The sequence below is a fragment of the Rhizobium sp. UGM030330-04 genome, assembly GCF_003208455.1.
In the GTDB taxonomy this organism is placed as follows: domain Bacteria; phylum Pseudomonadota; class Alphaproteobacteria; order Rhizobiales; family Rhizobiaceae; genus Agrobacterium; species Agrobacterium rhizogenes_A.
In genome coordinates, this window is sequence record NZ_QKML01000003.1 from 89,955 (window position 1) to 103,516 (window position 13,562).

At 62.0% G+C, this 13,562-nt stretch carries 12 protein-coding genes; 10 read left to right on the forward strand and 2 right to left on the reverse strand.

Annotation, left to right across the window (positions count from 1 at the left end):
* Positions 1-25 precede the first annotated feature (25 nt).
* Genes cobN through N434_RS05635 form a run of 5 tightly spaced genes read left to right on the forward strand, consistent with a single transcriptional unit; the run spans position 26 to position 6,885 of the window.
* Complete coding sequence (gene cobN / locus N434_RS05615) at positions 26-3,376, forward strand: cobaltochelatase subunit CobN (protein WP_110756579.1); 3,351 nt, start codon at positions 26-28, stop codon at positions 3,374-3,376.
* Complete coding sequence (cobG, locus tag N434_RS05620) at positions 3,376-4,734, forward strand: precorrin-3B synthase (protein WP_110756842.1); 1,359 nt, start codon at positions 3,376-3,378, stop codon at positions 4,732-4,734. Before cobN ends, cobG begins: the two co-directional genes overlap by 1 nt.
* A complete protein-coding gene (locus N434_RS05625) occupies positions 4,731-5,363 on the forward strand; it encodes a precorrin-8X methylmutase (protein ID WP_065114402.1) in 633 nt (210 codons plus the stop codon). Before cobG ends, N434_RS05625 begins: the two co-directional genes overlap by 4 nt.
* Positions 5,360-6,127 (forward strand): precorrin-2 C(20)-methyltransferase, encoded by a 768-nt coding sequence (locus tag N434_RS05630; RefSeq protein WP_110756581.1) that lies wholly within the window; start codon positions 5,360-5,362, stop codon positions 6,125-6,127. Before N434_RS05625 ends, N434_RS05630 begins: the two co-directional genes overlap by 4 nt.
* Positions 6,124-6,885, forward strand: a complete 762-nt coding sequence (locus N434_RS05635; protein WP_110756582.1) for a precorrin-3B C(17)-methyltransferase — start codon at positions 6,124-6,126, stop codon at positions 6,883-6,885. Before N434_RS05630 ends, N434_RS05635 begins: the two co-directional genes overlap by 4 nt.
* Here the strand turns inward: N434_RS05635 and N434_RS05640 are convergent.
* Positions 6,852-7,634 (reverse strand): cobalt-precorrin-6A reductase, encoded by a 783-nt coding sequence (locus tag N434_RS05640; protein ID WP_110756584.1) that lies wholly within the window; start codon positions 7,632-7,634, stop codon positions 6,852-6,854. The genes N434_RS05635 and N434_RS05640 overlap by 34 nt on opposite strands.
* Between N434_RS05640 and cbiE the strand changes: the two genes are divergently transcribed.
* From cbiE to cobM, 3 genes are read left to right on the forward strand one after another with little or no spacing between them, the layout of a single operon-like run.
* Positions 7,633-8,928, forward strand: coding sequence for a precorrin-6y C5,15-methyltransferase (decarboxylating) subunit CbiE (gene cbiE, locus N434_RS05645; RefSeq protein WP_110756586.1), 1,296 nt, complete (start codon positions 7,633-7,635; stop codon positions 8,926-8,928). The two genes, N434_RS05640 and cbiE, sit on opposite strands and share 2 nt — an antisense overlap.
* Complete coding sequence (locus N434_RS05650; protein ID WP_181423901.1) at positions 8,922-9,341, forward strand: cobalamin biosynthesis protein; 420 nt, start codon at positions 8,922-8,924, stop codon at positions 9,339-9,341. Before cbiE ends, N434_RS05650 begins: the two co-directional genes overlap by 7 nt.
* On the forward strand, positions 9,338-10,111 hold the full coding sequence (gene cobM, locus N434_RS05655) for a precorrin-4 C(11)-methyltransferase (protein ID WP_110756590.1): 774 nt from the start codon (positions 9,338-9,340) through the stop codon (positions 10,109-10,111). The genes N434_RS05650 and cobM overlap by 4 nt, the downstream gene beginning before the upstream one ends.
* Here cobM and N434_RS05660 read toward each other — a convergent pair.
* Positions 10,066-11,196, reverse strand: a complete 1,131-nt coding sequence (locus N434_RS05660; RefSeq protein WP_181423887.1) for a cobalt-precorrin-5B (C(1))-methyltransferase — start codon at positions 11,194-11,196, stop codon at positions 10,066-10,068. The genes cobM and N434_RS05660 overlap by 46 nt on opposite strands.
* 57 nt (positions 11,197-11,253) lie before the next feature.
* Here N434_RS05660 and cobA point away from each other — a divergent pair, with 57 nt between their 5' ends.
* On the forward strand, positions 11,254-12,042 hold the full coding sequence (gene cobA / locus N434_RS05665; RefSeq protein ID WP_110756592.1) for a uroporphyrinogen-III C-methyltransferase: 789 nt from the start codon (positions 11,254-11,256) through the stop codon (positions 12,040-12,042).
* Positions 12,039-13,355 (forward strand): cobyrinic acid a,c-diamide synthase CobB, encoded by a 1,317-nt coding sequence (locus N434_RS05670; RefSeq protein WP_110756594.1) that lies wholly within the window; start codon positions 12,039-12,041, stop codon positions 13,353-13,355. Before cobA ends, N434_RS05670 begins: the two co-directional genes overlap by 4 nt.
* Positions 13,356-13,562 lie beyond the last annotated feature (207 nt).

Genomic DNA, 13,562 nt, shown 5'->3' on the forward strand with positions numbered 1-13,562 from the left:
CGGACTTTTACTGGGAATGCCTTAGATGCATATTCTCGCCACCACATCCTCGTCCCTGGACGATCTGATCGAGCCGGTTGATCTCAACCAGCCCCGTTCGGATGTGGTGATGCTGTCTTTTTCGGCAAGCGATCTTGCCGGGCTGGAAAGGGCGTGGCGGCAGGCTGGCGATGTTCTCCCGTCGCTCTCCGCCGCCAACCTCTCCGAGCTTCGGCATCCCATGTCGGTCGATCTCTGGATCGAAAAGACGGCGGAGCGCGCCCGCGTTATCCTTATCCGGATTCTCGGTGGAGCGGATCGATGGCGCTATGGTGTCGATCAGCTTGCCATGATGGCCCGACGGCGCGGCATCAAGCTTCTGCTATTGCCGGGCGAATGCAGCGACAGGGACGAAAAGCTCGAAGCGGCCTCGACCGTGGACAGGCAGATACTGGCCTCTGCCCTTTCCTTTTTCCGTGAAGGGGGAAAGGCGAATATGGGCAGCCTTGCAACTGGTCTTGCGGCTCTGGCAAAGGATGGCGCGTGGCCGGATATCGAGGCCGAGCCTCTGCCGAAGGCCGGATTTTACCGGCCCGGGCAGGGTGTTGTCAGTCAAGCGGAAGCCCTTGCCGATTTTCCAGCCGATGCAGTCATACTGCCCATTCTCTTTTATCGCTCCATGCTGCTGGCGGCTGATGCAGCACCCGTGGATGCGCTCTTCCACGCACTTTCCGGGCACGGTTTTGCGCCACTGCCGATTTTCGTCAGCGGCCTGAAGGACGGGGAAGCGATCCGTTTTCTCGAAAGTGTGTTGCCTGACCTGCAGCCTGCGGCCATCATTGCTGCGACCGCTTTCGCCAGCCAGACGGATGAGGACGGACGGACGCTGTTTGACCGTCTCGGTGTCCCTGTTTTTCAGGTGGTGATGGCGACCACCCGGCGTGATGGCTGGGCGGAAAATGCGCGTGGCCTCAACCCCTCCGATCTTGCCATGCATGTGGTTCTGCCGGAACTGGATGGCCGGATTCTCGCCGGGGCGATTTCGTTCAAGCAGGTGCGGGCGGATGGCGGTGGCAGCCTGCTGAATGTGCCGGAGGCGGATCGTATCGAACAGGTGGCGAAGCGCATCGCGGCCTTTCTGCGATTGAAACAGGCGCCGCCGCAGGATCGCCGTATCGTCATTCTGATGCCGGATTATCCGGGTGCGGCACCGGGGCGCACGGGTTATGCCGTCGGTCTGGATGTGCCGCAAAGCGTGCTTGAAATGCTGCGCGATCTTGCTGATGCAGGATATGCGGTGTCGGATATTCCAGACACGGCGCGAGCGTTGCTCGACTGCGTTGAACAGCAGGAAGCGACGGTCGATCTTTCTGACTATCGCGATTTCCTGACCGCATTGCCGGCCGCTGCCGCAACTGCCCTGAATGCAACATGGGGAACTGCGGAAAGTGACGATGTGCTTGTTGATGGCGCATTCCGCTTTCGCGTTGCCCGCTTTGGCAATGTTTTCGTGGCGCTTGCGCCGGACCGGGGTCGCAATGAGGATCGGCGGGTGGATTACCACGATCCTGCCCTGCCGCCGCGTCACGCGCTTGTCGCTTTCGGCACATGGATGCAGCGGGTAGCGGCTGCACACGCCATCGTGCATGTCGGCGCGCATGGCACGCTGGAATGGCTGCCGGGCAAGACGGTGGCGCTTTCGCGCGATTGTTTTCCCGAAATCGTCACCGGTCCGCTGCCGGTGGTCTATCCCTTTATCGTCTCCAATCCCGGCGAGGCGGCGGTGGCAAAACGGCGGATTGCGGCTGTGACCATCGGCCATGTTCCGCCGGTGCTGGTCAATGCCGGGCTCTCGCCGGAACAATCGGCTCTGGAACAACTGGTTGACGAATATGCGCAGGCCGATGGGCTGGATCGCCGCCGCCGCGATCGGCTGGCGAAACTGATCGTTGAAAAGGCGCTGGAAACCGGGCTTGCGGCAGAGGCGGGCGTGGGTGCGAAGGACGATGCCGATGCGGCTTTGTCGCGCATCGACGCCTTTCTCTGCGACCTCAAGGATTTCGCCATCAAGGATGGTCAACATATTTTCGGCCGCTGCCCGGAAGGCGAGGCCGATCCGTTGAGGCTTGAAAGCGCGAAGGCGGAGAAAGCCGCGCTGCTTGCCGCGCTCGACGGTTGTCACATCCCCCCCGGCCCTTCCGGCGCACCCGCGCGCGGAAGGCTCGACGTGCTGCCCACCGGGCGTAATTTTTATGCTGCCGATCCGCGCACCATGCCGACGCCGACGGCTTTCGAGTTGGGTCGCATGGCGGGTGAGGAGGTGCTGCGCCATCATCTGCAAAGCCATGGCGACTGGCCGAAACATCTGGTTTTTGATCTCTGGGGCAGTGCGAGTCTCCGCAATGGCGGTGAGGATGTGGCGCAGGCGCTGCATCTGATGGGCGCAAGGCCGATCCATGACCCGGCGACTGGCCGCGTTACCGGCATCGAGGTTCTGCCGCCGGCGAGCTTCGGGCGGCCGCGGGTCGATGTCACCTTTCGCATTTCCGGCCTGTTTCGCGACATGTTTCCGGCACTGATCGCGCTGCTTGATACGGCTGCCAAGGCCGTGGCGCGGCGGGATGAGGCGCCGGGCGACAATCCGCTGGCGGAAGAGGCGGCCGCGCTCGGGCATGTTCCGGCGCGCATCTTCGGCTCCGCGCCTGGCACCTATGGCGCGGGTATCGAGGAAAAACTCGCCAGCGGAAAATGGGACGAACGCGAGGAACTGGGGCAGGCCTATCTCGATGCGGCAAGCCATGCTTTCGGCGGTGCTGACGGGCTGGAGATTTTTGAAGATGCCGGTTTTGTGGAGCTGGTACGTCGGGCCGATCTCCTTGTCCATACCGGCGACGACCCCGGCCGTGATCTTCTTGACGGTTCTTCCGATGTGGCCTTCATCGGCGGCTTTTCTGCTGCGAAGGCAGCATTGGGTGGTGTAGCCGATATTGTAGCGCTGGATACGACCGATCCGGCACGCCCGCGTGCAAGGTCGATGACGCAGGCGCTGACGCGGGTAGCGCGCGCACGCGCCGTCAACCCGCGCTTCATTGCCGGCCAAATGCGGCATGGCCCACGCGGAGCGGCGGAATTTGCCGAAACGGTGGATAGGCTCGTTGGTTTTGCCGAAACCACCCATGTGGTTTCCTCTTCGCTGATAGAGGCGCTTTATGATGCCTATTTCGGCAATGAGGAGGTGCGCGATTTCATCCTGCGGGAAAATCCGAAGGCAGCACAGGTGATGGCCGAACGTTTCCTGTCCGCCCGCCGTCGCGGCCTGTGGCACAGCCGGCGAAATGCGGTGGATGCGGAGCTTGAAATGCTGATCATGCCCCGTTCCGAAAGGGTGGGCGCATGATGGCTGCTGCTGCCGATCCCGTTCAGCCATTCGGTCGCCGCGGTCTTTGCCCGGCGCTCTCGGCACCCATGCGGACCGGCGATGGTTTTCTGTCGCGAGTAGCTTTCGAGGCGGATATCTCGCCCCGTATGATGGTGACACTTTGTGATCTCGCCGAGCGGCACGGCAATGGGCTGCTCGACATCACCGCACGCGGCAGCCTCCAGTTCCGTGGCCTGACGCCGGAAAGCGCATGCGCCTTGGAAAAGGATGTGCTGGCGCTTGGCCTGCCGCTGCGCGAAGGGCTGGCGGTCGAGACTTCGCCTCTTGCCGGCCGGGACGATGTGGAAATCGCCGATGGCCGTTTTCTTGCCGACCAGATTCGGAAAGAGGCCCACCGGCTCGCTCTTCATGAAAAGCTCGCCGCCAAGATTTCCATCATCATCGATGGCGGCGGATATCTCTCCATGGGGGAATTACTCGCAGATATTCGCCTGAAAGCGATCCGGCTGGGCAGCCAGATTTTCTGGCAATTGCTTGTCGGTGGGCCGGAAAGCAAGGCGCTGAATGCGGGATTGGTCGAAACGGATGCGGCAGCGGATGTCGTCCTGTCGCTTCTCCTTTATCTCGCCGGCAAGGGGCCGCTCGCCCGTGGCCGCGATCTGGACGCTTCGATCATCAAATCGGTTTGTGGTGATCGGCTGCTGGATCGGGTGATAAAGAGCGAGGCCGTCCAGGCACCTTCTTCGCTGCTGGGATTGATGGCGGCGGGCATGGGTCTTTTTGCCGCCGGTGTCGCGCCTGCCTTCGGACAGGTTCGAGGCTCGGATTTATCGCGTCTCTGCCAGGAGGCAGATATGCTCGACATCAGGGTCTTGCGGCCATCACCAAACCATAGCATGCTATTTTTCGGATCGAAATCTGCTTGCGATGCGTTGCTTGAGGCTGCAGGGACAAGTGGTTTCGTTACCGAGGCCGGCGATGCGCGATCTTCCATTGCCGTCTGTCCCGGCGCGCCGGGCTGTGCATCGGCTTTTCTTCCCACCCATGAACTGGCCGCCTTTGCCTCCCGGGAATGCGCTTCATTGCTCGACGGTTCTTTCACGCTGCATATTTCCGGCTGTGGCAAAGGTTGCGCGCACCCCGCTCCGTCGCTTCTGGCCTTTTGCGGCACGGCCGATGGTATCGCCTTTTCCGTTTCCGGCCGCGCCGGCGAGCCGCCTGACGGGATTTTACCTTTCGCACAGCAGAGGACGGCGCTTTCGCGGCTTGCCCGTCTTTACGAAAAAGAACATAAGCCCGGGGAAAACGGCGCCACCCTGCTCGCCCGTCTGGGCGGGCAAGCAATCGGTGCGGCGCTTCGACAGGATGACCGATGACCGACTATGACTATATTCGCGATGGCAATGCGATCTATGAGCGCTCCTTTGCCATTATCCGTGAAGAAGCGGATTTATCCGCCTTTACCGAAGAGCAGGCGGATATCGCCATTCGCATGATCCACGCTTGCGGGCAGGTGGAAGCGGCCAGCCATTTCCGTTTCTCGGCTGACTTCGTTGCCGCTGCACGGGGTGCGTTGCTGGCCGGAAAACCCATCCTCTGTGATGCGCAAATGGTTGCCCATGGTGTGACCCACGCCCGGCTTCCGGCTGACAATGCCGTCATCTGCACGTTGCGTGATCCACGCACACCGGAGCTTGCGAAAAAGATCGGCAATACGCGTTCTGCCGCCGCACTCGATCTCTGGGCGGATCATCTGGATGGCGCTCTGGTGGCCATCGGCAATGCGCCGACGGCGCTGTTTTATCTTCTCGAGATGCTGGAAAAGGGTGCGCCGCGTCCGGCCGCCATCATTGGCATGCCCGTTGGCTTCGTCGGCGCGGCGGAATCGAAGGATGCGCTGGAGGCAAGCGCGCTCGGCATTCCCTATGCCATCGTCAAGGGGCGCATGGGCGGTTCGGCCATGACGGCCGCCGCCATCAATGCGGTTGCGAGGGCAGGCCTGTGAGTGCGGCTCTTTTTGAACATGCCAAGGGTAAACTGATCGGTGTCGGCACCGGGCCCGGCGATCCCGAGCTTCTGACGCTGAAAGCGGTGCGCGCCATCGAAAATGCCGATGTGCTTGCCTTTTTCTGCAAAAAGGGCGGCAGCGGTAATGGTCGCGGTATTGTCGAAGCCTTTATCCGCCCCGGTACGCTGGAAATGCCGCTGGTCTATCCGGTGACCGTCGAAAGCGACAAGAACGGCGAGGATTATCGCGGCGCGATCGCCGCATTCTTTGATCAGTCGGCGAAAGACATCGCCGCCCATCTCGAGGCCGGGCGCAATGTGGCCGTGCTTTCGGAAGGCGATCCGCTGTTTTACGGATCCTATATGCACCTTCATTTGCGGCTTTCGCCGTCCTATGATGCAGAGGTGGTCGCGGGTATCACCGCCATGTCCGGCTGCTGGTCCATGGCTGGGCTGCCGCTGGTGCAGGGCGACGACATATTGAGCGTGCTCCCCGGAACGCTGGCGGAAGATATTCTCGCGGAACGTCTTTCCGGCACGGATGGAGCCGTGATCATGAAAGTCGGGCGCAACCTGCCGAAAATCCGCCGGGCGCTGGAAAAGGCCGGCAAGCTTAGCGAGGCGCTTTATGTGGAGCGCGGCACCATGGTAAACAGCCATGCGGTGCCGCTTATCGAGCGTGACGCATCGCCCGCCCCCTATTTTTCGCTGGTTCTGGTGCCTGGCTGGAAAACCAGACCCTCTACAGGTGAAAAATCATGACCGGCAGGCTCGTCGTCGTCGGCCTCGGTCCCGGCAGTACAGCGCAGGTAACGCCGGAAGCGCTGGCTGCCGTCGAGGTTTCGGAAGATTTCTTCGGTTACATTCCTTATCTCGACCGCCTGTCGCTTGGTCCCCACCAGCGCCGCCATGCCTCCGATAACCGTGAGGAAATTTCCCGCGCCGAACAGGCGCTGCGGCTTGCGGCCGAAGGTGGCAAGGTCTGCGTGGTTTCCGGCGGCGACCCCGGCGTTTTCGCCATGGCGGCGGCCATTTGCGAGGCGATTGAAAATGGCCCATCCGAATGGCGCGAGATCGATTTTTCCGTCGTACCGGGTGTGACCGCCATGCTGGCGGTTGCCGCAAAGGCCGGCGCTCCGCTGGGTCATGATTTCTGCGCCATTTCGCTGTCGGATAATCTCAAGCCCTGGGGCATCATTGAAAAGCGACTGATCGCGGCGGCGGAAGCCGGATTCGTGATGGCTTTCTACAACCCCGTTAGCAAGGCGCGGCCGCACCAGCTCGGCACTGCTTTTGATCTTTTGCGCGCGCATCTGCCCGGATCGGTGCCGGTGATCTTCGGTCGCGCCGCAGGCCGGGCGGATGAGCGCATTCGGGTCGTGCCCCTGTCGGAAGCATCGAGCGATATGGCTGATATGGCCACCTGCATCATCGTCGGTTCGGTGGAAACCCGTCTGATCGAGCGTTCCGGTAAGGAACCGATCGTCTATTCGCCGCGGTTTTCGAAAAGGGAGAGCTGATGGCGGATGGCGGTGAGCGCAGACGCTATGTCCGGCACCGTCGCGCCCTTCAGGGGCGCGTCACCGAGAGGTTGCGGCCGCTCGATCATGATGACCGGCAGGCCAAGCCGTCTCGCCGCTTCGATCTTGCCGTAACTGGCGCTGCCACCGGAATTCTTGGAAACCACCGTCTCGATGCGGTTTTCCTCCAGCATGCGGATTTCGTCATCCAGCGCAAAGGGGCCGCGCGCGGTGATGTAGCGCGCATCCGGTACGTTCAGCGGCGGCTCCACGGGGTCGACGCTGCGGATGAGATAATTGTGCCGGGGTGCGGCTTCGAAGGGAAGAAGCTCCTGGCGGCCGAGAGCCAGAAATACACGCCTGCTTTCATCTCCGAGCACGTTAACGGCCTGTTTGATGGTTTCGACGCTCTGCCACCTGTCACCCGGCTGGCGCTGCCAGGCGGGGCGCGAAAGCGCGACGAGCGGAATGTCGGCCAGCCTTGCCGCTTCAACCGCGTTGGCGGAAATTCTCGCCGCATAGGGATGGGTGGCATCGACCAGAATATCGAAGCCCTCGGAGCGGATGAAATCCGCCAGCCCCGCCGCTCCGCCAAACCCGCCGCTGCGCATCGGTACCGGCTGTTCCACCGGCGAGAGCGTGCGGCCCGCCATGGACAACAGAATTCGGTAGTCGGAGTCCTCTGCCAGCCTGCCGGCCAGAATGCGGGCATCCGCCGTACCGCCAAGGATGAGTATGGAGCGTGTCATGACGTCTGAATATTCCGGAACGGGCAATGCTTCTACTGAAAAGATAGCTTCTACTGAAAAGAGCGCTGCCGCAGAAAAGAAAAAAGAGCCGTGGCTTTCCATCGTCGGCATAGGCGAGGACGGGCTTGAAGGGCTCGGTAAAAATGCACTCCGGGCGATAGAAGCGGCCGAGGTGGTTTTTGGTGGCAAACGCCATCTGGAATTGGCGGCTGCGGCCATTCAGGGCGAGGCGCGCCCGTGGCCGGTGCCGTTCGATGTGGAGATGAGCGGTGTTCTCGCATTGCGTGGCCGCCGGGTGTGTGTGCTCGCCTCCGGCGATCCATTCTACTACGGTGTCGGTGTTACGCTTCTTCGGCGGATTCCATCGGAGGAGACAGTCTGCCATCCCTCGCCTTCCGCCTTTTCTCTGGCTGCGGCACGGCTTGGCTGGGCGCTGCAATCGGCCGAATGCGTTTCGCTGCACGGGCGCTCCATCGATCTTTTGCGGCCGCATCTGCATCCCGGCGCGCGGATCATCGCGCTGACCTCGGATGAGCGCGACCCCGCTTTGATTGCGGGGTTACTTGCCGAGTCCGGTTTTGGTCGGTCGGAATTCATTCTGCTCGAGGCATTGGGCGGAGCGCGTGAAAGGCGGCGGCAAGCCCGGGCGGCTGATTTTGCCTTTGAAGATATCGACCCGCTGAATGTGGTGGCGATTGATGTCGTTGCGGATGAGGATGCGCGTGTCCTGCCGTTCACGCGAGGGCTCGATGACAGCCTGTTCGAACATGACGGGCAGATAACCAAACGTGAAATCCGGGCGGTGACGCTCTCCTCGCTGGCGCCCCGGCGTGGAGAACTGCTGTGGGACATTGGCGCGGGCTCCGGCTCGATCGGCATCGAATGGATGCTGTCGCATCCTTCGCTGCGCACCATCGCCATAGAGCAACATCCGGAAAGGGCGGAACGGATCGCCCGCAATGCCGATGCTTTTGGTGTTCCGGGGCTGGAGGTCATGATCGGTGTGGCCCCGGCAGCTTTTGAAGGCTTGCCCACGCCGGATGCCATTTTCGTTGGTGGTGGCGGCAGCGAAGCAGGTGTGTTCGAGGCTGCCATGGAGGCGCTGAAACCCGGCGGTCGGCTGGTCGCCAATGCGGTGACGCTGGAAATGGAGGCGGTCTTGCTAGATGCGAATGCGCGGTTTGGCGGTTCGATGATCCGGCTGGAGGTTTCTCGCGTAACGGCTGTCGGTTCCATGTCCGGCTGGCGTCCGGCCATGCCGGTGACGCAATGGAGCTGGGTCAAGCCATGGTGACCGTGGCTGGTATAGGCTGCCGCAAAGGTGCTGCTTCGGATGCGATCATCGCGGCCATACGCGCCGCCGAGCAGGCCTCTGGCATGAAGGTTGACTCTTTGGCGACTGCTCCGCTCAAGGCCGGGAAAGTTGGCCTCGCGGAAGCGGCGAAAGCTCTGTCGCTGTCGCTTGAAATCGTAACGCAGGAACGGCTCGAGGCAGTTGCCGCCGAGACGATGACATTTTCACAGGCCAGCCTCGATCACGCCGGAACGCCCAGCGTCAGCGAAGCCTCGGCGCTTGCGGCAGCTGGAGCAGGTGCACGGCTGGTTGCGCCCCGCCTCATCGTCGGTGATGTAACTGTGGCTATCGCAACGACGGGCAACGCGCCACGTGGTAACGACTGCGCCATTGAATACGGAGAAGAAGAATGACGGTTCATTTCATCGGCGCCGGTCCGGGTGCCGCAGATCTCATCACGGTGCGTGGGCGCGATCTGATCGCTGCCTGCCCTGTGTGTCTTTATGCCGGTTCGCTGGTTCCGAAGGCCTTGATCGATTATTGCCCGCCGGGTGCCCGCATCGTCGATACGGCTGCACTTTCGCTTGATGAAATCGAGGCGGAATTTGTTGCGGCGGCAAAGGCAGGCAAGGACGTGGCGCGGCTGCATTCCGGCGATCTTTCCGTCTGGAGCGCGATGGGTGAGCAGATCCGCCGGCTGGAACGGCTGGGGCTTGATTATACCGTCACGCCCGGCGTGCCCTCCTTCGCCGCCGCTGCCGCCACCCTGCAGCGGGAGCTGACGGTGCCGGAAGTGGCGCAGAGCCTTGTGCTGACCCGCATTTCCGGCCGTGCATCGAAGATGCCTGACGGTGAGACGCTGAAGGCTTTCGGCGCAACGGGCACGACACTCGCCATCCACCTCGCAATCCATGCCATCGGCAGGGTGGCGGAGGAGCTGACGCCGCTTTACGGGTCCGATTGCCCCGTTGCCATCGTGGTGCGCGCCTCCTGGCCGGATGAGCGGGTCATTCGCGGCACGCTGTTCGATATTGAGGGCAGGCTTGCGGCCGAGCCGGTGGAGCGCACGGCGCTGATCTTTGTCGGGCGCGGGCTTGCCTCGACGGATTTTCGCGAGAGCGCGCTTTATAGTACCGACTATGTCCGCCGGTTCCGTTCTCCGAAAGAAGATGCGGCGAGCTGATGCGACGGTGTGGAGGCGGTGCGCCCCTTGAGCGCGCCCTGACGATCGAAAACCACAATATCGAGCGCGATGGCCGGCGTGTTCAGCGCCGCCGCGGCGGTTACCCAGGCTTTTTCCGCAACGGTTGCCCCGAGGTCTATTCCCGCGCTTTCGGCCAGCTGAAAGGCGTGCGCGACCATATTGGCCTGACGGATGGCAATGGCGAGTTTGTCATCCCCTCCCGCCTCCGTGGCCAAAGCCGCCAGTGCTTCAAGGTCGGCAAGGCCTTTCTTGGAATGCACGTCGAGCATGCCCTGGGCGAGCTTGGTCATCTTGGCGACGCCGCCGGCGATCGTCACCCGCTCGACCGGGTGGCTGCGCAGATATTTCAGCATGCCGCCGATGAAATCGCCCATGTCGATCAGGGCGGTTTCCGGCAGGTCATACAGCGCCTGCCCGGCCTTTTCGGAGGTGTTTCCGGTCGCGCCCAGCACGTGGGTGCAGCCGGTTGCCCGCGCCACATCGATGCCGCGCCAGATGGAGTGAATCCAGGCCGAGCAGGAAAAGGGAATGACGACGCCGGTGGTGCCGAGAATGGAAATGCCGCCGAGAATGCCGAGCCTGCCATTCAGGGTTTTTTCCGCCAGTCTTTCTCCGTCACGAACGGAAATCTCGACTTCGAAATCGGCATCCGTTCCCGCCACTTCGCGAATGGCCGTCTCGATCATCCTGCGTGGCACCGGGTTGATGGCGGGTTCTCCCGGCGGCAGCGGCAGGCCCGGCCGGGTAACGGTGCCGACGCCCTTGCCGGCCTTGAAGGTGATGCCGCTTCCGGGTTCTCCCCGTCTGACCGTGCTTTCAATCAGGGCGCCATGGGTGACGTCGGGATCGTCTCCGGCATCCTTGACGACGCCGGCGCGGGCGAAGTTTTCACCTTTTTCCTCTGTCGCGAGGGAAAATGCCGGCCTTGCGCCGCTTGGAAGTTCGACCTCGACAGGATAAGGAAATTCGCCGGTCAGAAGGGCGGCGCAGGCCGCCTTCGTGGCGGCTGCCGCGCAGGTGCCCGTGGTCCAGCCGCGGCGAAGGGTCTTTCCATCCGTTTCCATATGAATTCCTATAGCCGGGACGGCTTTTTCCGTCATCGTTAAAAAGCAGCCAAGAAAATGTCGATACCGCAGATTTTAAACAGCATTGCCGCAAAAGGTCCGGTCTTTGAGGCCGGTCACGTCTGGCTCGCGGGCGCAGGGCCGGGCGATGTGCGGTATCTGACGCTGGAAGTGGCGCTGGCGCTTTCGCAAGCCGATGTCATTGTGCGTGATGCATTGGTGAGCGATGATGTTGTGTCTCTTGGACCTCAGGCCGAAATCGTTTTCGCCGGCAAGCGCGGCGGCAAGCCTTCGGCGACGCAGGACGACATTACCGCGTCGCTGATCGATTTCGCCGCCCGAGGCAAAAAGGTGCTGCGGCTGAAGGGTGGCGATCCCTTCATCTTCGGGCGCGGTGGCGAAGAGGCGGAGGCGCTTGTCCGCGCCGGCATTCCATTCCGTATATTGCCGGGCATGACCTCTTCGCTTGCGGCTCTTGCTTCTGCCCGTATTCCGGCCACCATGCGTGGCATCAGCCGCGCCGTGACGCTCGCCACCGGCCATGCGGCGGGCACTGAAGAAGATCTTGACTGGCTGGCGCTGGCGAAAACACAGGAACCCATCGTCGTTTACATGGGACTGAAGAATATCGGCTCGATTGCTGCACTTCTGATGCAGGGTGGCCGTTCAGGCGCTACGCCGGTTGCAGTCATCATGTCGGCGACGACTGAGCAGGAGCGAATTTTCATCGGCAAGCTGGAAAGCATAGCTGACGATGCAAAGCGGGAAAACTTCGAAGCCCCGGCTTTGATCGTCATCGGCGAGATCGTTTCGATGCGGGAACGGCTTGGAGTTTCAGTATCATGACGGCGCGGGCGATCATCATCGGTGCACCGCGCTCGGGGTCGGGCAAGACCAGCGTCACTATCGGTCTTCTCAGGGCATTTGCCCGGCGGGGCATCAAGGTGCGGGGCATCAAGACGGGGCCGGATTATATCGATCCCGGTTTCCACACCTTCGCCACCGGCACGCCCGGTCTCAATCTGGATAGCTGGGCCATGCAGCCGGATTTGCTGCGGCATCTGTTTTCGCAGCAGACCGAGGATGCGGAACTCGTTCTGATCGAAAGCGCCATGGGCCTGTTCGACGGCATTCCGGTGGCGGAAAACCGCACCGGTTCGGCGGCGGATCTGGCGCGGCTGTTCGGCATTCCCGTGCTGCTGGTATTGGATGTGTCGGGCCAGTCGCAAACGGCCGCCGCTGTCGCCCATGGTTTTGCCCATTACGATCCTGATGTCACCATGGCGGCAGTGGTGCTGAACCGGGCCGGCAGCGAAAGACACCGGACACTGTGCACGGAAGCCATCGAAAAAATTGGCCTGCCCGTTGCCGGCTGCGTCCTGCGCGATCCTTCGCTTATCCTGCCTGAGCGGCATCTGGGGTTGGTGCAGGCCAGCGAACACCCGGAAATCGATGCGCATATAGAACGGCTGGCGGATGCGATGGAAAAATCCATCGATCTCGACGCCTTGCTTTCACTCGCCGCGCCGGTGAATGTGTCTTCCGGTTCGGTGGGCGCGGCGATTGCACCGCCAGGCCAGCGCATCGCGCTGGCGGAGGATGCGGCTTTCACCTTCCTTTATCCGCATCTCAGGAAGCATTGGCATGCGGCCGGGGCCGAGATCGTGCCGTTCTCGCCGCTGGCTGATGAGGTGCCGGACGGGAGCTGCGATGTCTGCTGGCTTCCGGGCGGGTATCCCGAACTTTTTGCCGGAAAACTTGCGGATGCGGCCGGTTTCAAGGCAGGCATTACCCGTTTTGCCGCGACAAAGCCTGTTCATGGTGAGTGCGGCGGTTACATGGTGCTTGGCGAGGCGCTGGAAGATGCCGATGGGGTGACCCATGCCATGACCGGGCTTCTGTCGCATGCCACCAGCTTTGCGACGCGCAAGATGAATCTCGGTTACCGGCAGGCAACGATCGCGGCAAGTGGTCCGCTTGGCGTGGCGGGGAATGTTCTGCGCGGCCATGAGTTTCATTATGCGCGGGTCACCGATCCCGGCCATGATGAGCCTTTTGCCCAGATCGCCGACGGCCAGGGCCGTCCGCTCGGGCCGTCGGGTGGGAGAAGGGGTTTCGTCTCTGGCACTTTCTTCCATGCTATTGCGAGAGGTGGTTGACCTTCTGCATCATCGCCTTTCCATGGGATCTGCGGCAAAGTGGAGCAAGCTGCGAAAGTTTGTAGGCTCTGGCCACTGGAAAGTGCTATAGATCGCCTCAGGGAACATGGAAAAGCGGACATAGCGCCTGCGATCCATGTTCCGTGAAGTCTGGTCGGATTGAAAACTGTTTCATATTTTCCGGCCCGAGCCTGCTATCGCGCATTT

What these genes read in the sequence shown, in the direction of transcription:
- cobN (WP_110756579.1), top strand. Translation starts at nt 26, where the DNA reads ATGCATATTCTCGCCACCACATCCTCGTCCCTGGACGATCTGATCGAG.
- cobG (WP_110756842.1), top strand. Translation starts at nt 3,376, where the DNA reads ATGGCTGCTGCTGCCGATCCCGTTCAGCCATTCGGTCGCCGCGGTCTT.
- N434_RS05625 (WP_065114402.1), top strand. Translation starts at nt 4,731, where the DNA reads ATGACCGACTATGACTATATTCGCGATGGCAATGCGATCTATGAGCGC.
- N434_RS05635 (WP_110756582.1), top strand. Translation starts at nt 6,124, where the DNA reads ATGACCGGCAGGCTCGTCGTCGTCGGCCTCGGTCCCGGCAGTACAGCG.
- cbiE (WP_110756586.1), top strand. Translation starts at nt 7,633, where the DNA reads ATGACGTCTGAATATTCCGGAACGGGCAATGCTTCTACTGAAAAGATA.
- N434_RS05640 (WP_110756584.1), bottom strand. Translation starts at nt 7,634, where the DNA reads ATGACACGCTCCATACTCATCCTTGGCGGTACGGCGGATGCCCGCATT.
- N434_RS05650 (WP_181423901.1), top strand. Translation starts at nt 8,922, where the DNA reads ATGGTGACCGTGGCTGGTATAGGCTGCCGCAAAGGTGCTGCTTCGGAT.
- cobM (WP_110756590.1), top strand. Translation starts at nt 9,338, where the DNA reads ATGACGGTTCATTTCATCGGCGCCGGTCCGGGTGCCGCAGATCTCATC.
- N434_RS05660 (WP_181423887.1), bottom strand. Translation starts at nt 11,196, where the DNA reads ATGGAAACGGATGGAAAGACCCTTCGCCGCGGCTGGACCACGGGCACC.
- cobA (WP_110756592.1), top strand. Translation starts at nt 11,254, where the DNA reads ATGTCGATACCGCAGATTTTAAACAGCATTGCCGCAAAAGGTCCGGTC.
- N434_RS05670 (WP_110756594.1), top strand. Translation starts at nt 12,039, where the DNA reads ATGACGGCGCGGGCGATCATCATCGGTGCACCGCGCTCGGGGTCGGGC.